We start from the raw sequence: 18,451 nt of genomic DNA, 5'->3' as shown, positions 1-18,451 counted from the left end.
CTCAGTGGGCCACGGCCGCTGCGCCGTGTTCGTCGATCAGGGCGCCCGTGGTGAAGCGCTCCAGGGTGAAGGGTGCGTTCAGCGGATGCGGCTCGCCCGTGGCGAGGGTGTGCGCGAAGGTCCAGCCGGCGGCCGGGGTGGCCTTGAAGCCACCGGTGCCCCAGCCGCAGTTGACGTACAGACCCTCGACGGGGGTGCTGCCGATGATCGGCGAGGCGTCGGGGGTGACGTCGACGATCCCACCCCAGGTGCGCAGGACGTGCGCGCGGGCGAAGACCGGGAACAGCTCGACGGCGGCGGCCATCTGCCGCTCGATGACGTGGAAGGAGCCGCGCTGCCCGTAGCCGTTGTAGGAGTCGACGCCCGCGCCCATCACCAGCTCGCCCTTGTGCGCCTGGGAGACGTAGACGTGCACGTGGTTCGACATGACGACCGTCGGGTGCACCGGCTCGTGCAGCTCCGAGACCAGCGCCTGCAAGGGGTGTGACTGCACCGGCAGTCGTACGCCCGCCCGTTCGGCCAGCACGCTGCTGTGCCCGGCCGCCGCGAGCCCGACCCGGCCGGTGCGGATACGGCCCCGGCTGGTCTCGACGCCCACGACGCGGTCGCCGTCCTTGAGGAAGCCGGTGACTTCGCAGTTCTGGATCAGGTCCACGCCCAGCTCGTCGGCGCGGCGGGCCAGCGCCCAGGCGACGTGGTCGTGCTTGGCGATGCCGGCCCGGGGCTGGAAGGTCGCGCCGAGGACCGGATGGCGGGTGCGCGGCGAGACGTTGAGGATGGGGCAGACCTTGGCGGCCTGGTCCGGTTCGAGCCACTCGGCGTCGACTCCGTTGAGCCGGTTGGCGTTCACCCGGCGCATGCCCTCGCGGACGTCCTCGAGGGTGTGGGCGAGGTTGAGGACACCGCGCTGACTGAACAGGAAGTCGTAGTCGAGCTCCTCGGGAAGCCGCTCCCACAGCTTGAGCGCGTGCTCGTAGATCGCGGCGCTCTCGTCCCAGAGGTAGTTGGAGCGGATGATCGTGGTGTTGCGGGCCATGTTGCCGCCGGCCAGCCAGCCCTTCTCGAGGACCGCCACGTCGGTGATGCCGTGGTTCTTCGCCAGGTAGTAGGCGGTGGCCAGGCCGTGCCCGCCCGCGCCGACGATGACGACGTCGTACGAGGAACGCGGCTCGGGATTGCGCCAGAGGAAGTCCGGGTGCTCCGGCAGCGGCTGTGCGGTCATACCGGCGCTCCGTCCGTATCCGGTGCGCCGGGCGGCAGGGCGAGGGGGGACGGGAGTGTGCTGGTCGACGGGCTGGTTGCCATGGGTGCACCATCCTGGGAGCCAACTAATGCGCAACTGATATATCAGACTGTGCGGTACGGTATGGGAGCTCGCCGGACAGGTCAAGGGGGCATTGATGCAGCAGTTGGCGACCGAGCCCACCAGCGGGAACGCGCGGAGCACGCAGCCCGGCCGCGAGGAGTTGTCCCTCGCCGAGCGTGCCTACCGGTCCATCCGCGACCGGCTCGTGATGCTCGAGATCCGGCCGGGCGCGCCGATCCACGAGGAGCAGCTGGCACAGTCCCTCGGCGTCGGCCGCACTCCGGTGCGCGAGGCGCTGAAGCGGCTCCAGTACGAGCGTCTGATCACGACCTATCCCCGGCGCGGCACCTTCGCCACCGAGGTCAACATCACCGACCTCGCCCACATCTCGGAGGTACGCCAGGAGCTGGAGCCCCTGGCCGCCGCCCAGGCCGCGCGCCGCGCCACGGCAGCGGACCGAGAGGTCCTGACGACGCTGCGGCACGAGCTGGAGAACGCGGACCCCGCCCGGCAGGACGGCACCGCCCTGATGCACCTGGACCTCCAGGTCCACCGCGCGGTCTACGCCGCCGCGCACAACCCCTACCTGGAGGACACCCTCGTCCGGCACGACAACCTCGCCACCCGGATCTGGTGCCTGTTCCTCGACCGCCTGCCGGACATGGCGGGTCACGTCGAGGAGCACGGGCCGCTGATCGAGGCGATCGTCACGGGTGAGCCGGAGCGGGCGGCGCGCCTCGCCCGGGGCCACGTCGAGGGGTTCGAGCGGGCGATCCGCGCGGCGATCTGAACGTTCCCGCTGGTCACCGTGGCGCCCCCCGGCAGACGAGCCTCAGCGAGCCCGTAGCGGGACAATCGGGTGCAGGGACCGAGTAGGCAGGTGCGGTACATCCGGAGGCACCGTGCAGGGACGCGTACCGGAGGACTTGGCGGTCGTCGTCGACGCCGGCGGGGTGATCATGGTGTGGAGCGACGGCGCCCGCCGCCTGCTCGGACACGAACCCGCCGAACTCGTGGGCCGGCCCGTCATCGACCTGCTCATCACCGACCTCCCCGAGTCCACGCGGCGCCACGTGGCCGAAGGCCGGCCGTGGTCCGGTGAGGTGGCGCTGCGGCACCGGGACGGCGACCGGGTCGTGGTCCGGCTGCGGGGGACGCCGTTGCGGGACACGGAGGGCCGGCGGCTCTGGCTCGTGACCGGCACCGTACCGGCGTACCCGTGGGCCGCGCGCAGGCCCCTGCCCCTGTGGGACCTCACGCTCGCACAGCTCCCCGTGCCGGTGGCGGTCTACGACCGGGATGCCCGGCTGGTCGGCGCCAACGACCTCATGGCGGAGGTGATGGGCAGGTCCGAGGAGGAGATGAAGGGACTGACCCTGTGGGAGATCGAGCCGAACCCGCCCTTCGACACCTACGACCGCCTGCAGCGCGAGGTACTGCGGACCGGCGAGATGATCTTCCACGAGGAGCAGGGCAAGGCCCCGGGCGAGGTCCGGCCGCACGCCTGGTCGATGTTCCTGTCACCGCTGAAGGACGAGACCGGCACGGTCCAGGGCGTGTCGGCCACCGTGTTCGACACGACGGAGCAGTCCTGGGCCCGACGGCGGCTGGCGGTGATCAACGAGGCCAGTCTGCGGATCGGAAGCACCCTTGACGTGACCCGGACGGCCGAGGAGATGGCGGAGGTGGCCGTCACCGCCGAGTTCGCCGACTTCGTCACCGTGGATCTGCTGGAGTCCGTGGCCCGGGGCGACGAGCCGGGCCCGCTGCCGCCGGACACTCCGGTCACGCTGCGCCGCAGTGCGCAGCGGTCGGTACTGGAGGGCTGCCCGGAGTCGGTGGTGGCGCCGGGCGGCGCGATCCGCTACCCGGTGGGGACCCTTCCGTTGCGGACCCTGGCCACCGAGCGGGGCGTGAGGCACCGGCCGGGGGATCCTGATCTCCTGGAGTGGCTCCGGTCCTCCCCCGCCCGCGCCGAGACCGTGTCCAGGTATCTGATCCACTCGGTGATGATGGTGCCGCTGCGCGCCCGGGGCGTGATCCTCGGCATGGTGCACTTCCTGCGCCACCGGACCCCCGACGCGTTCAGCGAGGACGACCTGCTGCTCGCGGAGGACATCGTGGCCCGGGCCGCGGTGAGCGTGGACAACGCCCGCCGCTTCACACGGGAGCGCCGCACGGCGCTGGCGCTCCAGCGCAGTCTGCTGCCCGAGCGGCTTCCGGAGCTGGCGGCGATGGACATCGCCTACCGCTATCTGCCCACCGGGTCCGGCGCGGACATCGGAGGCGACTGGTTCGACGTGATCCCGCTGTCCGGCACCCGCGTGGCCCTGGTGGTGGGCGACGTGGTCGGCCACGGCATCCAGGCGTCGGCCACGATGGGCCGCCTGCGGACCGCGGTACGCACGCTCGCCGATGTCGACCTCGCCCCCGACGAGCTGCTCACCCAGCTGGACGACCTCGTCATCCGGCTCGACCGGGAGGAGGGCCCGGAGGCGCGCGGGGCGGAGGAGACGCCGGGGCAGGTCGGCGCCACCTGCTTGTACGCCGTGTACGACCCGGTGTCCCGCCGCTGCACCATGGCCCGCGCCGGGCATCCGCCGCCCGCGCTGGTCACGCCCGACGGCGGCGTACGGTTCCTGGACCTGCCGGCCGGGCCGCCGCTGGGCCTGGGCGGCCTGCCGTTCGAGGCGTCCGAGATCCAGCTGGAGGAGAACAGCCTGCTCGCCCTCTACACCGACGGTCTGCTCGAAGCGCCCGGGCACGACATCGACGTCGGTACCGCCCTGCTGCGCCAGGCACTGAGCAGCCCCGTGGGGACGCTGGAGGACACGTGCGAGCGGGTGCTGGGCACGTTGCTGACCGGCCGGCCAGCCGACGACGTCGTGCTGATGCTGGCGCGGACGACCGTGCTCGACGCCGGGAAGGTCCGCACCTGGCAGTTGCCCCCGGACCCCGCGGCCGTGGCCCGGGCGCGCAAGATGGCCGGTGAGCAGCTGGCCGAATGGGGGCTGACGGAGGCGGAGTTCGCCACCGAACTGATCGTCAGCGAGCTGGTCACCAACGCGCTGCGGTACGGCGGCGCCCCCATCGAGCTGCGGCTGATCCGCGACGCGACCCTCATCTGCGAGGTGTCCGACGGCAGCAGCACCGCGCCGCATCTGCGCCGGGCCCGGGTCTTCGACGAGGGCGGGCGGGGGCTGCTGCTCGTCGCCCAGCTCGCCGAGCGGTGGGGCAGCCGCCAGACGGCCACGGGCAAGACGATCTGGGCGGAACAGCCCCTGCCCGCCGGGGTGTGAGCCTGGCCACCGCGCGTCCACGATGCCGTGGGTCACGGCGATCACCTCGCCGACGGTGCAGCGGGTCCGGCCCGGACACGACCTGCGGTGCGGATCTTTCCTGCTCGGGCCGCACATCTCTCCCGTGCCGCCGTCGTCCGCGGCACGGCTCGGTCCACCGGCCGCGCCGTCTTGCCCGCCCCTCGTGCCCACCACGGCGGCAGGCAGGTCCCGTGTGGTCCGGAACGGGGCGCGGTGTCCGGAGCGGCATGCCGGGAGACCCGAGGGGTACTCCGACGATCTTGCAAGCCGGCCTTCGGGCCATCCGCTGTCGGAAGGAGAGCCGTGTCTGACGAGACGGTGAAGAACGTCTTCGTGATCGGGCTCGACGAGGCCAACCTGCCCACGCTCCAACAGGTCCCGGGAGCCGACCAGCTGCGTTTTCACCCGCTGCTGTCGATCGAGGAACTACAGGTCGGCGAGGTGGACCTGCCCGCGCTGCTCGACAAGGCCCAGGGCGTGCTCGACGCGTTCGACGGCAGCATCGACGCGATCGTCGGTTACTGGGACTTCCCGGTCAGCACGCTCGTCCCGATGCTCAGCGAACGCTACGGCACCCGCAGCACCAGCCTGGAGTCCGTGGTCAAGTGCGAGCACAAGTACTGGAGCCGGCTGGAGCAGCAGAAGGCCACCGACCGGCACCCGCCCTTCGGCCAGGTCGACCTGTCGGCCGAGCCGCCACGCCCGCCGGACGACGTGACCTTCCCGATGTGGCTCAAGCCCGCCCTGTCGTACTCCTCCGAACTCGCCTTCGGAGTGGATGACGAGGAGGAGTTCCGCAAGGCGGTCGCCGAGATCCGCGAGGGCATATCCCGCATCGGGCGCCCCTTCGAGCACGTCCTCGAACGCATCGACCTGCCGCCCGAGATGAACGGCGTCGGCGGCCGGGTCTGTCTCGCAGAGGGGGCCATGTCCGGCGTCCAGGTGGCCGTCGAGGGATACGTCCACCAGGGCGAGGTGAGGGTCTACGGCGTCCTGGACTCCATCCAGTACCCGGACTCCTCCTGCTTCCTGCGCCACCAGTACCCCTCGATGCTGCCGCCGCCGGTCATCGCGCAACTGCACGACGTCAGCGAGCGGGTGATGCGGCAGATCGGGATGGACTCGGCCACCTTCAGCATCGAGTACTTCTACGACCCGCGGACCCAGGAGATCAACCTGCTGGAGATCAATCCCCGGCACTCCCAGTCGCACGCGGAGCTGTTCCAGTACGTCGACGGCGTGCCCAACCACCACTGCATGGTCCGTCTCGCCCTCGGCGAGGATCCGCGCATGCCGCAGGGCGAGGGCGAGTACGCGATGGCCGCGAAGTGGTACCACCGCTGGTTCACCGACGGTGTGGTGCGCCGGGTGCCGGGCCCCGAGGAGATCGCCCGCATCGAGCGGGAGACCCCGGGCGTGCGCATCGAGGTCGTCCCCGCGGAGGGCGACAGGCTTTCGGACCTCCCCGGGCAGGACAGCTACAGCTACGAGCTGGCGCACATCTACACCGGCGGGGCCGACGAGGCGGAGCTGCGGGAGAAGTTCGACCACTGCGTGGCCGCCCTGGGCCTGGCCTTCGAGGACGCCCCGGACCAGACCGACGCCCCGCGAAAGTGAGGAGCACGTCACTTCCATGCGTTACGTGACCAACCTGCCGTACGAGACGAAGGAAGAGGAGCACGTCACGATCCCGATGTCCGACGGGGTCCGGCTCTCCGCGCACATCTGGCGCCCCACCTCCTCCGACCAGGAGCCGGTACCGGCGGTGCTGGAGTACATCCCGTACCGCAAGCGCGACCTGACGGCCGTACGGGACTCGATCCATCACCCCTACCTCGCCGGGCACGGTTACGCCTGTGTCCGTGTCGACCTGCGCGGCACCGGTGACTCGGAGGGCGTACTGCGCGACGAGTACCTGGAGCGGGAGCAGGCGGACGCCGAGGAGGTCCTGGCCTGGCTGGCGGAGCAGCCCTGGTGCGACGGCGGCACGGGCATGATGGGCATCTCCTGGGGCGCGTTCGCGGCGCTGCAGGTGGCGGCCCGCCGGCCGCCGTCCCTGAAGGCCATCGCCATCGCGTCCTTCACGGACGACCGGCACTCCGACGACATGCACTACATGGGCGGCGCCCTGCTGTCGGACAACCTGGCCGAGGCGGGCACCATGTTCGCCTACGGCACCTGCCCGCCCGACCCGTCCGTGGTGGGCGAGCGCTGGCGCGAGATGTGGCACGAGCGGCTGGAGAACACCGAGCCCTGGGTGCTGGAGTGGCTGCGGCACCAGCGCCGCGACGACTACTGGCGGCACGCCTCGGTGTGCGAGGACTACACGAGCGTGCAGTGTCCGGTCCTGGCCTCCAGCGGCTGGGCGGACGGCTATTCCAATGCCGTGACCCGGCTGCTCGGCAACCTGGACGTGCCCCGCAAGGGGCTGATCGGCCCCTGGTCGCACAAGTTCCCCCACCTCGGGGAGCCCGGCCCCGCGATCGGCTACCTCCAGGAACTCGTGCGGTGGTGGGACCACTGGCTCAAGGGCGTCGACAACGGCGTCATGGACGGGCCGATGCTCCAGGCGTGGATGCAGGACAGCGTGCCGCCCTCCACCTCGTACGAGGAGCGGCCGGGCCGCTGGGTGGGCGAGCCGGACTGGCCGTCCCCGCACATCCGGCCCGTCACGCACCCGCTCACCCGGCACACGATCGGGCCCGCGCAGGACACGACCGTGCAGGACACGACCGTGCAGGACGCGACCGGGACGGTGTCCGAGGACGGTGCGGCGATGACCGTGCGGTCGCCGCTGTCCGTCGGCCAGTTCGCGGGCAAGTGGGCCTCCTACAACGCGCCCCCGGACCTGCCCTACGACCAGCGGGAGGAGGACGGCGGTTCCCTCGTCTTCGACAGCGAGCCGCTGACGGAGCCGTTGGAGATCCTCGGCTCGCCGAGCGTGGAGCTCGACCTGTCGGTCAGCGAGCCGGTCGCCATGGTGGCCGCGCGGCTGTCCGACGTGAGCCCCGACGGCGCCGCGACGCGTGTCTCGTACGGCATCCTGAACCTGACCCGCCGTGACAGCACGGAGGATCCTGAGCCGTTGGAGCCGGGGCGGCGCTACCGGGCCACCATCCCGCTGAACGGTGTGGCGCAGGCGTTCCCGCCCGGCCACCGCATCCGGCTGTCGCTGTCGACGTCCTACTGGCCGCTGGCCTGGCCGGCACCGAAGCCGGCCCTGCTCAGCGTCCACGAGCACTCCAGCACGCTCACGCTGCCGGTGCGGCCGGTGGAGGAGCCCGACGAGGTGCCGTCGTCGCCCTTCGGCGAGCCCGAGGGCACTGTCCCGCTGGCCACGTCTCAGGTGACGCCGCGAGAGCAGCGCTGGGAGGTCAAGCGAGACCTGGTCGACTACCGCTCCGAGCTGGACATCGTGAAGGACCAGGGCACGGTCCGCTTCGAGGACATCGGCATGGAGTGCGGCCGCCGCGCCCACGAGCGGTACACGGCGATCGCCGACGACTTCACCTCGGTCGGCGGCGAAACCACGTGGACCATGCGGTTCGCGCGGGACGACTGGGACGTTCGGGTGGTCACCCACACCCGGCTCACGTGCGACGAGACGGACTTCTTCGTCGATGCGACCCTCGACGCGTACGAGTCCGACCGCCGGGTATTCTCCCGCACCTGGAACGAGAAGGTCCCCCGCGACCTGCTGTAGTCCGCCTCACCGCAGCTGGGCGGCGCACCAGCGGTGGCGAGGCCGCGGCCGGCGCTTTCCACGCGGGTGCGCTCGGCATACTTCTCCGCCCACCCGCAGGAGTGCGGGCAGGGCCCCCGCAGGTGCGGGACTCCCGTGGAGGGCGCCAGCCATCGGCTTGCGGCATCCAGGCGCGGCAGCACCCGCAGCCATGTCTCGGAACTGGCTGGTCGCCTGCTGCTGCGAGTAGGTCTCCACGCCGTACGGCACCGCCAGCCGCTCGGAGAGGGCGTCGAACAGGGGTTGATTGCGATGCCGTCCGTGCCGAGGGCCTGGGCGTAGGCCCGCTGGTAGCAGTGCCCTGATACGGGGTCGGTGACCAACTCGTGCGGCGCGTTGTCCAGTGCCGAGAACCGGACCTCCACGGGCAGGTTGTGGCGGTCATGGAGGCGGGCGGCCGTGGCGAACGCCATCGACTGCACCAGCGAGGTGCCGGCGTGCGGTGCGCCGTTGATCTGGGTGCCCACCACCAGGGCGATCCGCTGCGGCCTGCTGGCGCGGATACGCGGGGCGAGGACGTCCTCCACGTTCGTCAGGGCGTTCGCGAGGACGGTGTTCGGACTGATGAGCGTCATGCTGGTGCCTCGTCTCATGTCAGTGAGCTGCTGTGACTGCGTGGGCCGGTCCCGCGGGACAGCCGGGCCGGGGGCGTGGGGTCGCAGGAGGCGGACTCCGGCCTTAAAGCAGGGCGCCGAATGCGGCCAGGGCAAGGAGCGCGAGCGCAGCCAGGATGCAGTCGACGGCGCGGCGCAGGGTGCGGTACTTGCGCAGGGCGGTACGCGACAGGACGTGGATCCGGGCGGGCCGGGTGTCGCCGGTCATGGTGCGCTGATCGCGGCTTCGTCCAGCCGTGCCCAGTAGGGGGAAGGACGCGCGGTCGTGGCCGCCGAGCCGGGGCCGGACGACCAGGAGCAGCAGCACAGCCGCAGCGCCTAAGGCAGCCATGGCCAGGGCGCCGGCCGCGCGGGTGAGCCGCGGTCTTCGCCGGGCTGCGCTCGCACCGTGACCGGGCCTTGCTGGCCTTCTGGATCGCGACCAGTGCTCGTGCCGAGGATTGCTCACTGCAAAGCAGGGTGGTGCGGTCGTCGGCAAGCAGACCATCGGCGTGATCCGTAAGGGCAGCCGGGAGTTCCCGGAGTTGCCTGCTACGCCCGACGCGTTCGTCTGGCTGCGGCTCTATCAGGAGGCCGCCTGGAAGGAGGGTGTGCCGCGCGGACGACACCGCCCTCTGTGGTGGAGGACTTCGCCGACCGACGGACTTCGTTCAGCGGTGCGGCGACCATGGGCCCCTCGATAAGGCACGACCGCCGCCTCGCCGGACAGAAACAATTCCACTCACAGGAGGAACGTTCTTCCTCCAGCATCCAGCACCCCCACAGCCCGTTCTGCCAGTTCGCGCAGGCGGTCACCCAGATGCCGCAGCCCGTCACTCATCTACCCGAAAAGCCTGCTTATCGGCTCCAGATGGTGGAGTTCGGTGCAGGCCGGAGGAAGCGACGAGCGGCGCGGTGATCGCGGCACTGGCTTTATTCACGAGTCGTGAAGGCGGCGGTGCGCGGCTTTGGGAGGCACCCCGCTCCACGGATGTGTGGTGTTGATGAGTTTGGGAGGCGCTGGGGCTCTTGCCAGGACAGCGTCGGGATGCTCCTGGTGAAACATGCTGGTCATGCGGCAAACGGGCACTGCAGTCATCCGCCGGTCGCACCACTTCGTCAGCCGTCAGACGGAGCCGAGTCGGCCCTCAGAGCGACGCTCGGAGCCCCCGTGACTGGGATCTTCATTACCGAACGGGCCGAACAGCATTTCATCCAAGCCGAGGACCGCCCATGCAGCAGCTCCAGCACGCCAAAGAACCCACTCCCGTCCACCCCGGACGATTACGCGTCGCATGGCGGGGGGCCCACGAGCCCGTTGCCGGAGTGTCACGACGGATGCGACTCGTGGCTTACGCCGTGCCCTTGGCCGTCCTTCCTTCCAGTATCTGGCGTCTCCCGGCCGCGTTCGGCGACGGTCGCGGACTCGGCGAACGGACGTACGTCGTCTTCCTGTCGATTCTGTCCGAAGTCTTCGCCTTCACTGCGATCGGTCTGATCGCCCGCTGGGGTGAGGTGTTCCCGCGCTGGATCCCGTTCCTTCGCGGGCCGCCGGGTTCCGAGAAGGGCGGCCGTCCTCCCGGCCACCATCGGGGCCGCGAGCCTCACCCTCCTGTTCACCCTTTTGTTCATCGCCTCCGAGATCAGGGATACCACGATCCGAGGCGGCGACCTGCCGACCGATTCCCCCGGCCAAGCCGGCGGCTGGGAAGCTGCCTGGTTCTATTTCTGCTACGCGCCGCTGACCCTGTGGGGGCCGCTGCTGGGCGTGCTGACCGTCGCGTACTGGAAGCGCCGTTCCGCGGCCGAGAGGACACCTGCGGCGGCGTGAGATCGCCGTCGCCTTGATGCTCACTCCGGAGATCAGAGCCTTAGGCGAGCAGTGCCGAGAAGTCGCTTCGGCAAGCGTCTGCTGGCGGCCTACTTGTTTGCCGGCCTCCAGGGCCACGTGTGGCATCCGATACGACCGTCGCCAGCCAGCCTGACGGGCGGCTGGCTGTCACGCGTTCGCGGCCACGACAGTGCCGTCATTTGTCGTCGACATCCATGAGCCGGCTGATCACCGACTGGCTCCGGAACCCGTCGACAAACGCTGCTCCCAAAGATGAACGAAGCCACGGCATGGGTGGAGGGCAGGCGGTCAGACCGCCAGGGCGTGGCCGGGCGGGGTTATGTAGGTGGTGGGGTCGGCGGGGGTGCCGTCGTGGCATTCTAGGCAGGAACCGAGGGTCTTCAGCGGTACCGGCGCAGCGCACTTGTTCCGGAGCTGTCGTATTCCTGGGCGCGAGCAACGCAGAGCGGCGAGGCAGTTCGGATCCAAGGCCGGCCATCGAGGAGTACGTCGAGACCAACGCTCCGTAGCTCGCTCTGTGACTGCGACGTGCGGATAAGCAGTGGAGACCCGGTCGTTGTGATGACAAGGTGAGACTCATGCCGTCGCCCACATCCGAGCAGCTCCTCCGTGAACTGCACGCCTCGCTCACACTGCGCAAGCGTCCGGAGGATGTGGCCCGGCTCATCCAGGATCTGTACGCCGCCCAGGGCACTGACCTCGATACAGCGACCGAGGCGGCGCTCGCCAAGGCTGCTGAGCACTCGCTGCGCAACCTCTGGCACGGCTATACCTCCATGCGGGAGGAGTTCGCCCGTCCAGTTGGCGCACAGCGCCAGCTTGCCCGAGCGGCAGACCTGTTCATGAGCGTGCCGGACCTTCCGGACAACGCCGGGGATGATCCAGCCCAGATCGAGGTGGTGATCCGGCGAGCTGGTGAGGAGATCGGCCGCTCGTACGGGCAGAACGACTTCGGCATGGACCGCCTCAACCGGACCGAGCGCACAGCGGCGGGCCTCGGAGAGATTTCCAAACGCCAGTACAACAAGCGTTTCCGACTACTACGCCGGATGGAAGCCAAACTGGCCCGGCTCATCCACGAGCAGCGCCGACGCGAAGTGGCCATCACCGGCAAAGGTGCCCTCGCCCACGCCCTGCCGTACGAGCTGTTCGCCACAGACCCGGACACGGCGGCCTTCATCGCCTACATCACGGCGCGCGGCTACATGCGCAGCGTCTTCACCAACGGTCGGCAGCGTCAGGTCTACGACGAGGTCGCCGAGGCCCTGTTCCAGCGCCTGAGGAATCTCCCCGAGCAGGCCTGCTGGTACGCGGTCGCGCACGTGCACCCCACAGCTGAAGTGCTGGCCCATGTGTCCGACCAGGACCTCATCCAGCTGCTGGTTCGGTGGAACGGATTCCTGCGCCAGGTCGCCGGCCTACTGGAGGACGCCTGGAACCGGCATCCCCTGGAACGCGACACGATGATCGTGCGCCGTGGCAACGACTCGTCGACGTGGAACCAGGCCGCACAGGCATGGAACACGGCCCGGGCCCACTGGTTCGCGCTGCTAACCGAGCTGAGGCAGGACGAGATCCTGGATCGGATTTGCCCTGGCAAGGTGCCCCGCCTGATGGCGGCCGACGTGGCGTACTGGCACCGCATGAGCGGCGGCGGGCTGCACCCGGACACCTACGTCTGGGCAGACCTTCCTCTGCCCTGGGAAGTACTCCGGGGTGAGAAGGAATGCCCACGCTCGCTCGTCGAAGCAGCTTGCGCCCGGCATCGGGTGGACCCGATAGCTAGCGCCTGGACTGCTCCCAGGCCAGCGGCTGAGGCCGTCGCCTTCCGGCGGACACCCGAGCTGGTACACGGAGTTGCCGTCGCCGACCCGCTCATGGCCAGCGCTCTCCGTTCGGCGGGAGTCTTCTCCGGCAAGGGAAAGCGTGCTGCCGCTCATGAGTGGACGTGACCGGCGGCAATCCCCGCGCGTGTCCGCCCCTGCAAATCAGTTGACCCACACAGCGGCCCAAGCAATGATCACGGTGGCGACGAGGAAGCTCTGCGGAGGAGCGCCCGGCTCTGATCCCGGGTGGACGCAGGTTCGAATCCTGCCCTCGTCGCCTCTCCGCATACTTCCCAGAAACAACGTCCCCGGGCCGCGTCCCTCGTCGACGAGGCACGCGTGATACCTCCGTCGGCACTTCGGGCACGTCTGGCGGGCGGCCATCGCCTTGTCGAGCGCGAGTTCCTTGGCGAGGGTCATGGGCCGTATGGGCTTGGCCAGGTCCACGCGGTAGAGACACCTCAGGCGCTTATCACGTCAAGTTGGGTTGCGGTCGAACAGGCGGGTGCTCCTGTTCTGTGAAGCCGTGGCACGATCGGGGCGTGGAGAGTCCGGATCCCGAGTTGCGCCGTCGCCTCCTGATGGAGGCGCTCATCGTGTTGGCGGCGCCTGCGCCAGCCCAGACGGCATGGCTGGAGAAGCACGGTGTCGTGACGGACGAGATCGCCCTCGATTTCGATCACGCACTCCGCATGGCCGAGCGCCTCGTGGAGGAGGGACTCCTCAGCCGTGGCGCACTACCTGACCTGCGGATGATCGATTCGATCTTCGATGAGATGACTCGCGATGAGTCCCCCGATCGGTGGACGGCAGCGGCTCTGATCAGCGACGTCGGGTGGCGCCAGGCCCGCGGGCTGGCTCAGCAGGTACTGGCCCGGGAGGGCGCGGACACCTCGGTGCTGCCAGACATCTGTGTTGTCCGGTAGCGCACCCTGGTGGCTCAGGCCGCTGCTGCCTGTGAAGCGACGTTCCGCTCGGGAAAGGCCACGGTCTCGTCATAGGTTCGGTTGTGCTGCAGGCAGTGGTAGAGCTGGCCGATCATGCGGTTGAAGAGATTGCGCTGGGCGGCGGCGTGCCAGTCTCCGTGGTCGTCGCGGCGTCGGCGGTAGTGCGTCTTGGCGCCGGGTGAAGCAGTGATCGCGGAGAAGGCCCAGAGGTAACCGGCGTGGTTGAGGCGGTCGTTCTTCACCCAGCGCCGGGTGATTGATGATCTCTTGCCGGAGGCTCGGGTTACGGGTGAGGAGTCGGCATAAGCCTTGAGGCCGCGGGCGTCGGAGAACCGTGTGCGGTCGTCACCGATCTCGGCGAGAACCCGGGCGCCGAGCTGGACGCCAAGGCCGGGGAAGCTGAGGAGGATCTCAGCGTCCGGGTGCTGGAGGAATGCCGCCTCCACCGCCTTGGCCAGGTCGTCAGCGGCGGTGCAGGCGGCCGAAAGCTGGATAAGTAGTGCGAGCATCTGCTGCCCAAGCGCATCCTCGACAAGCGATGGCTGGTGGGCGCAGTCGGCGCGGAGAACTTCGCGGAGCCGCTCGGCTTCGGCTTCGATGCCGCGCTTTCGGCCGGCGCGCTTGAGCGCTGCCTGCAGCTGGGCGCGGGTTAGCCGGGCAGCCTTGGCAGGGGTGGGGGCGGCTTTGAGGAGCTCATAAGCCTCGGGGCGGCACAGACCGTTCTTCCAGGACTCGACGGCAGCCAGAGCGGCCGGATAATACTCGCGCAGCAGAGAGCGGAGCTGGTTGGCGATCTGCTGCCGGTTCCAGGTGGCGTCCTGCTGAGCTCGGGCCAGCACCGCCACCGCGCGGGCCAGGTCGCTGTCAGCATGCAGGGGCCGGTGGACGTGCATGTCGGTGCGCAGGATGTTCGCCAGGACCAGGGCGTCCCCAGGGTCGGGCTTCTTGCGGGAGACGGAGTGGTCATGCCCGGCATTCAACCAGCGCCCGTGATCAGGTTCCCGGGCCGGGCGGCGCGGACGCGGGGCCGTCGCCGATCTCGATCTCGGTGTACCGGACGAAGTCGTCGACGAGCCGGCCGAACAGCCTGGCCAGCCGTCCCCGGTCCTCGGGCGACCAAGCGGCGAGGGTGGCCTCCATGCCCCGGCGGCGCACCTCCCGCATGCGGTCGACCGCGTCCTGGCCCGCCTCGGTGAGCTGGACGCGCTGGGCCCGCCGGTCGTCCCGGTCCGGGACGCGGACGACGTAGCCGGCCCGCTCCAGCTGCCGCAGCTGCCGGGTGACGTGGGACGCCTCCACCGACAGCCGGACGGCGAGCACCCCCGGGCGCAGCGGCTCGCTCTCGGCGATGTGCCGCAGGATCGCCACGGCGGCCCGGTCCAGGGACAGGCCCGACTCCGCCATCAGACGCTCGTGCTGCCGGGACCGGCCTGCCAGGTAGGTGATGCGGTTGAGGGCTCGCTCGATCTCGACCGTGGCCGAGCGGGCGGGATCCCCACTGTGGTGCGGCGTGGACATGCGACGACCCTAGATGTACTTGCCGAAGTTAAGCAATCCAAAAGTTGCTTGACTTCGACAACGGGATTCTGCTTGCCTAAGTCAAGCAACCTCGCTCCCCCGTCAGCACGGAGTCGCTTCATGTCCCACACCCTTGCCCCCAGCCGGCAGGCCGGTCCCTCCGCCCCGAGCAGACCGAACGGCGTCGTCGCCGTGCTCGCCCTCGCGGGGATCGTGGTCTCGCTGATGCAGACCCTGGTCATCCCGATCGTTCCCGAGCTGCCCGACTACCTCGACGCCTCGGCGGCGAACGCCGCGTGGGCGGTCACCGCCACCCTGCTGGCCGCCGCCGTCGCCACCCCGGTCGTCGGACGTCTCGGCGACATGTTCGGCAAGCGCCGTCTGCTCCTGGTCAGCGTCGTGCTGCTGGTGTCCGGCTCGATCGTCTGCGCGCTGAGCGACTCGCTCGTGCCGATGATCGTGGGAAGGACGCTCCAGGGCCTGTCGGCGGCGGTCGTCCCGCTCGGCATCAGCATCATGCGCGACGTGCTGCCCGCCGAGCGGCTCGCCGGCTCCACCGCCCTGATGAGCGCCTCCCTCGGGGTGGGCGGCGCGCTCGGACTGCCCGCAGCCGCCTTCATCGCCGACCACTACGACTGGCACCTGCTGTTCTGGATCTCCGCCGTCCTCGGTCTCGTCGCCCTCGCACTCGTCGTGATGGTCGTGCCCGAGTCCGCGGTCCGCACCGGCGGCAGCTTCGACCTGCTCGGCTCCCTCGGCCTGTCCACCGCGCTGGTGTCCCTGCTGCTGGCCGTCTCCAAGGGCGGCGACTGGGGCTGGACCAGCGGCACGACCCTCGGGCTGTTCGCCGGCGCGGCCGTGGTCTTCCTCGCCTGGGGATGGTACGAACTGCGCACCGAACAGCCGCTGGTGGACCTGCGCACCACCGCCCGCCGCCAGGTGCTGTTCACCAACCTCGCCTCGGTCGCACTCGGCTTCTCGATGTTCGCCATGTCGCTCGTCCTGCCGCAGATCCTCCAGCTGCCCGAGCAGACCGGCTACGGCCTGGGCAGGTCGATGCTGGCCGTCGGCCTGATCCTGGCGCCGCAGGGGCTGGTCATGATGGCCATGTCCGCCGTGTCCGCGGGCATCACCAGGGCCAAGGGGCCGAAGGTCACGCTGATGATCGGCGCTCTCGTCGTGGCCGCCGGGTACGGCCTGAGCATCGTGCTGATGTCCGAGGTCTGGCACATCGTGCTCGTGGCCTGTGTCATCGGCGGCGGCGTCGGCTTCGCCTACGGCGCCATGCCCGCCCTGATCATGAGTGCGGTGCCCGCCTCCGAGACGGCCGCGGCCAACAGCCTCAACACCCTGATGCGTTCCATGGGCACGTCGTTCGCCAGTGCCCTCGCCGGCGTCATCCTGGCGCAGCTGACCACCGACTTCGGAGGCCACGCCCTGCCCTCCGAGAACGGCTTCAAGTCGGTCATGGCCCTCGGCGCCGGCTCGGCCGTCCTCGCCTTCGCGCTCGCCTCCTTCCTTCCGCGCCGGCGAACCGCCGCCGAACCGCCGGAGTCCTCCGGCGCGCAGAACTGAACCGCCGCTCCTGTCAGCCCCCTCCCCCACGCCTCACCGAAAAAGGTGCCTCCATGTCTCCGTCTCCCTCCACCGCCAAGTCCGCCGTCACCGACCTGCTGCTCTGGGCCTTCTTCGGCGCCGGTCTGGCCGCCGCCCTGGGCGCCGGTGCCGTTCTCGACGGCATGCAGCAGGACGTCGCCACGATCGCCGGGTCCGCCGTCGCGCTCGTCACCGGTACGCGTCTTGCCAGGAAGCCGGGGATCTCGGCCTTCCTGGCCAGACCCGGCACGCTGTGGTTCCTGTTCCTGTTCAACGGCGGTGCGGCCACGGCGATGTACTTCGCCCTGGACGGGGTGGAGGGCACCGCCGCCGCTGCCGCGATGGGCCTGGTCGCCCTGGGCGCGGCGGGCGGGATCGTCACACGGCGCCGCAGAGTGGCACGTCCGTAGACACGGCCGAGCACCACCTCCCGCCTGTGACGATCCGGCCGGATCCCCCCACCCCTACCCCCACCGCACCTCACGAGGAGATGCCATGTCCGATGTCCAGTCCTGCCCCGTCACCGGGGCCTCCGGGCCGCTGCCCGGGTATCCGCTGCCGCGGGCGGCCGAGTGCCCACTCGCCCCGGCCCCGGCCGCGCAGGAGCTGCGGGCCGAGAAGCCGATCACGCGGGTGCGGATCTGGAACGGCAGCACGCCCTGGCTGGTCACCCGGCATGCCGACCAGCGGGCCCTGCTGCCCGACCCGCGCGTCAGCGACGACGATCTCGACCCCGGCTTCCCGTACGTCAACGCGCACCGGGCGGAGATCGCGCCGGTCACACCGCGGCTCATCACCAACACGGACGCCCCGGAGCACACGCGGCTGCGGCGGACCGTCAACGGCCCGTTCGTGGTCAAGCGGATCGAGAAGATGCGGGAGCCGGTCCAGAAGATCGTCGACGAGCTCATCGACCGGATGCTGGACGGACCCAACCCGGTCGACCTCCTCCAGGCGTTCGCCCTGCCGGTGCCCTCGCTGGTGATCGCCGAGCTGCTCGGAGTGCCGTACGCGGACCACGACTTCTTCCAGCGCAGCAGCAGCCTGGTGCTGGACGGGGCGGCTCCGCCGGAGGAGGCACGGCGGGCCGGCGGCGAACTGGCCGCCTACCTCGACGAGTTGATCAAGCGGAAGGCGGCCGGCCCGGGCCAGGACGTGCTGTCGGAGATGGCCGGCCGGGTGCGGGCCGGGGAGATGGCGCACACCGAGGCCGTGCACATGGGCGTCGCCATGCTGATCGCCGGTCACGAGACCACCGCGACGATGATCAGCCTGGGCACCCTCGCCCTGCTCCAGCACCCCGACCAGCTCGCCCTGCTGCGCGGGAGCGACGACCCGAAGCTGATCGCCAACGCCGTGGACGAGGTGCTGCGTTACCTGTCCATCGTCCAGACCGGCGTACGCAGGGTCGCCAAGGACGACATCGAGATCGGCGACGTCGTCATCCGCAAGGGCGACGGCATCATCTTCGACCTGCACGCCGCGAACTGGGACCCGGAGGTCTTCCCCGAGGCCGAGCGGCTCGACATCACCCGCCCGGCCCGGATCCACCAGGCCTTCGGCTACGGCCCCCACCAGTGCCTGGGCCAGAACCTGGCCCGGCTGGAACTCCAGGTCGTCTACGGCACCCTCTACCGCCGCATCCCCACCCTGCGGCTCGCGGTTCCCGTCGCGGAACTGGAGTTCGACCACACCGGGACCACCTACGGCGTGCACGGCCTGCCGGTGGCCTGGTGACCCCTCCCACCCCC

12 protein-coding genes, 1 tRNA gene and 3 pseudogenes are annotated in these 18,451 nt (G+C 70.2%); 11 read left to right on the top strand and 5 right to left on the bottom strand.

Going from position 1 to position 18,451, the window contains the following annotated elements:
- Position 1: 1 nt before the first annotated feature.
- On the bottom strand, positions 2–1,222 hold the full coding sequence (locus AB0B29_RS24890; RefSeq protein WP_362243645.1) for a sarcosine oxidase subunit beta family protein: 1,221 nt from the start codon (positions 1,220–1,222) through the stop codon (positions 2–4).
- A gap of 178 nt (positions 1,223–1,400) precedes the next feature.
- Here AB0B29_RS24890 and AB0B29_RS24885 point away from each other — a divergent pair, with 178 nt between their 5' ends.
- The 4 genes from AB0B29_RS24885 to AB0B29_RS24870 all read left to right on the top strand — a co-directional run bounded on the left by AB0B29_RS24885 (position 1,401) and on the right by AB0B29_RS24870 (position 8,329).
- Positions 1,401–2,096 carry a GntR family transcriptional regulator gene (locus AB0B29_RS24885; protein WP_362243643.1) on the top strand — a complete coding sequence of 232 codons (696 nt, stop codon included), beginning with the start codon at positions 1,401–1,403 and terminating at the stop codon, positions 2,094–2,096.
- Positions 2,097–2,208: 112 nt separating this feature from the next.
- A complete protein-coding gene (locus AB0B29_RS24880) occupies positions 2,209–4,605 on the top strand; it encodes a SpoIIE family protein phosphatase (RefSeq protein ID WP_362243641.1) in 2,397 nt (798 codons plus the stop codon).
- Positions 4,606–4,929: 324 nt separating this feature from the next.
- Complete coding sequence (locus tag AB0B29_RS24875; protein WP_362243639.1) at positions 4,930–6,243, top strand: ATP-grasp domain-containing protein; 1,314 nt, start codon at positions 4,930–4,932, stop codon at positions 6,241–6,243.
- 16 nt (positions 6,244–6,259) lie between these two features.
- Positions 6,260–8,329 carry a CocE/NonD family hydrolase gene (locus AB0B29_RS24870; RefSeq protein WP_362243637.1) on the top strand — a complete coding sequence of 690 codons (2,070 nt, stop codon included), beginning with the start codon at positions 6,260–6,262 and terminating at the stop codon, positions 8,327–8,329.
- Positions 8,330–9,046: 717 nt separating this feature from the next.
- Here AB0B29_RS24870 and AB0B29_RS24860 read toward each other — a convergent pair.
- A complete protein-coding gene (locus tag AB0B29_RS24860; RefSeq protein ID WP_362243635.1) occupies positions 9,047–9,469 on the bottom strand; it encodes a Pycsar system effector family protein in 423 nt (140 codons plus the stop codon).
- Positions 9,470–10,194: 725 nt separating this feature from the next.
- On the opposite strand from AB0B29_RS24860, the pseudogene AB0B29_RS24855 reads away from it, so the two are divergent.
- From AB0B29_RS24855 to AB0B29_RS24845, 3 genes and pseudogenes are all read left to right on the top strand, one after another.
- A pseudogene (locus AB0B29_RS24855) lies at positions 10,195–10,792 on the top strand (hypothetical protein).
- A gap of 599 nt (positions 10,793–11,391) precedes the next feature.
- Positions 11,392–12,765 (top strand): hypothetical protein, encoded by a 1,374-nt coding sequence (locus AB0B29_RS24850; RefSeq protein WP_362243633.1) that lies wholly within the window; start codon positions 11,392–11,394, stop codon positions 12,763–12,765.
- A gap of 78 nt (positions 12,766–12,843) precedes the next feature.
- Positions 12,844–12,916 (top strand) — tRNA-Gln (locus tag AB0B29_RS24845).
- A 53-nt stretch (positions 12,917–12,969) separates the two neighbouring features.
- On the opposite strand, the pseudogene AB0B29_RS37795 reads toward AB0B29_RS24845, so the two are convergent.
- A pseudogene (locus AB0B29_RS37795) lies at positions 12,970–13,095 on the bottom strand (RRQRL motif-containing zinc-binding protein); the annotation flags it as partial.
- An 86-nt stretch (positions 13,096–13,181) separates the two neighbouring features.
- On the opposite strand from AB0B29_RS37795, the gene AB0B29_RS24840 reads away from it, so the two are divergent.
- Positions 13,182–13,565, top strand: a complete 384-nt coding sequence (locus tag AB0B29_RS24840) for a hypothetical protein (protein ID WP_362243632.1) — start codon at positions 13,182–13,184, stop codon at positions 13,563–13,565.
- Between the two features lie 14 nt (positions 13,566–13,579).
- On the opposite strand, the pseudogene AB0B29_RS24835 reads toward AB0B29_RS24840, so the two are convergent.
- A pseudogene (locus tag AB0B29_RS24835) lies at positions 13,580–14,548 on the bottom strand (transposase); the annotation flags it as partial.
- 31 nt (positions 14,549–14,579) lie between these two features.
- Positions 14,580–15,104 carry a MarR family winged helix-turn-helix transcriptional regulator gene (locus AB0B29_RS24830; RefSeq protein ID WP_362243630.1) on the bottom strand — a complete coding sequence of 175 codons (525 nt, stop codon included), beginning with the start codon at positions 15,102–15,104 and terminating at the stop codon, positions 14,580–14,582.
- A gap of 120 nt (positions 15,105–15,224) precedes the next feature.
- On the opposite strand from AB0B29_RS24830, the gene AB0B29_RS24825 reads away from it, so the two are divergent.
- From AB0B29_RS24825 to AB0B29_RS24815, 3 genes are all read left to right on the top strand, one after another.
- The gene (locus AB0B29_RS24825) at positions 15,225–16,679 is read left to right on the top strand and encodes an MFS transporter (RefSeq protein WP_362243628.1); all 1,455 of its coding nucleotides are present in this window, start codon (positions 15,225–15,227) and stop codon (positions 16,677–16,679) included.
- A 53-nt stretch (positions 16,680–16,732) separates the two neighbouring features.
- A complete protein-coding gene (locus tag AB0B29_RS24820; protein ID WP_362243625.1) occupies positions 16,733–17,110 on the top strand; it encodes a hypothetical protein in 378 nt (125 codons plus the stop codon).
- 85 nt (positions 17,111–17,195) lie between these two features.
- Positions 17,196–18,437, top strand: a complete 1,242-nt coding sequence (locus tag AB0B29_RS24815; RefSeq protein ID WP_362243622.1) for a cytochrome P450 — start codon at positions 17,196–17,198, stop codon at positions 18,435–18,437.
- Positions 18,438–18,451: the final 14 nt, after the last annotated feature.

The organism is Streptomyces tibetensis, from assembly GCF_040647715.1.
GTDB classification, from domain to species: domain Bacteria; phylum Actinomycetota; class Actinomycetes; order Streptomycetales; family Streptomycetaceae; genus Streptomyces; species Streptomyces tibetensis_A.
Note: the sequence above shows the minus strand (reverse complement) of the source record. Positions and strands in the feature narration are given on the sequence as shown.

Bases quoted from the DNA above. Each gene is read 5' to 3' on its own strand.
- AB0B29_RS24815 (WP_362243622.1), top strand. From the start codon at position 17,196: ATGTCCGATGTCCAGTCCTGCCCCGTCACCGGGGCCTCCGGGCCGCTG.
- AB0B29_RS24860 (WP_362243635.1), bottom strand. From the start codon at position 9,469: ATGGTCTGCTTGCCGACGACCGCACCACCCTGCTTTGCAGTGAGCAAT.
- AB0B29_RS24885 (WP_362243643.1), top strand. From the start codon at position 1,401: ATGCAGCAGTTGGCGACCGAGCCCACCAGCGGGAACGCGCGGAGCACG.
- AB0B29_RS24890 (WP_362243645.1), bottom strand. From the start codon at position 1,222: ATGACCGCACAGCCGCTGCCGGAGCACCCGGACTTCCTCTGGCGCAAT.
- AB0B29_RS24820 (WP_362243625.1), top strand. From the start codon at position 16,733: ATGTCTCCGTCTCCCTCCACCGCCAAGTCCGCCGTCACCGACCTGCTG.
- AB0B29_RS24830 (WP_362243630.1), bottom strand. From the start codon at position 15,104: ATGTCCACGCCGCACCACAGTGGGGATCCCGCCCGCTCGGCCACGGTC.
- AB0B29_RS24850 (WP_362243633.1), top strand. From the start codon at position 11,392: ATGCCGTCGCCCACATCCGAGCAGCTCCTCCGTGAACTGCACGCCTCG.
- AB0B29_RS24870 (WP_362243637.1), top strand. From the start codon at position 6,260: ATGCGTTACGTGACCAACCTGCCGTACGAGACGAAGGAAGAGGAGCAC.
- AB0B29_RS24825 (WP_362243628.1), top strand. From the start codon at position 15,225: ATGTCCCACACCCTTGCCCCCAGCCGGCAGGCCGGTCCCTCCGCCCCG.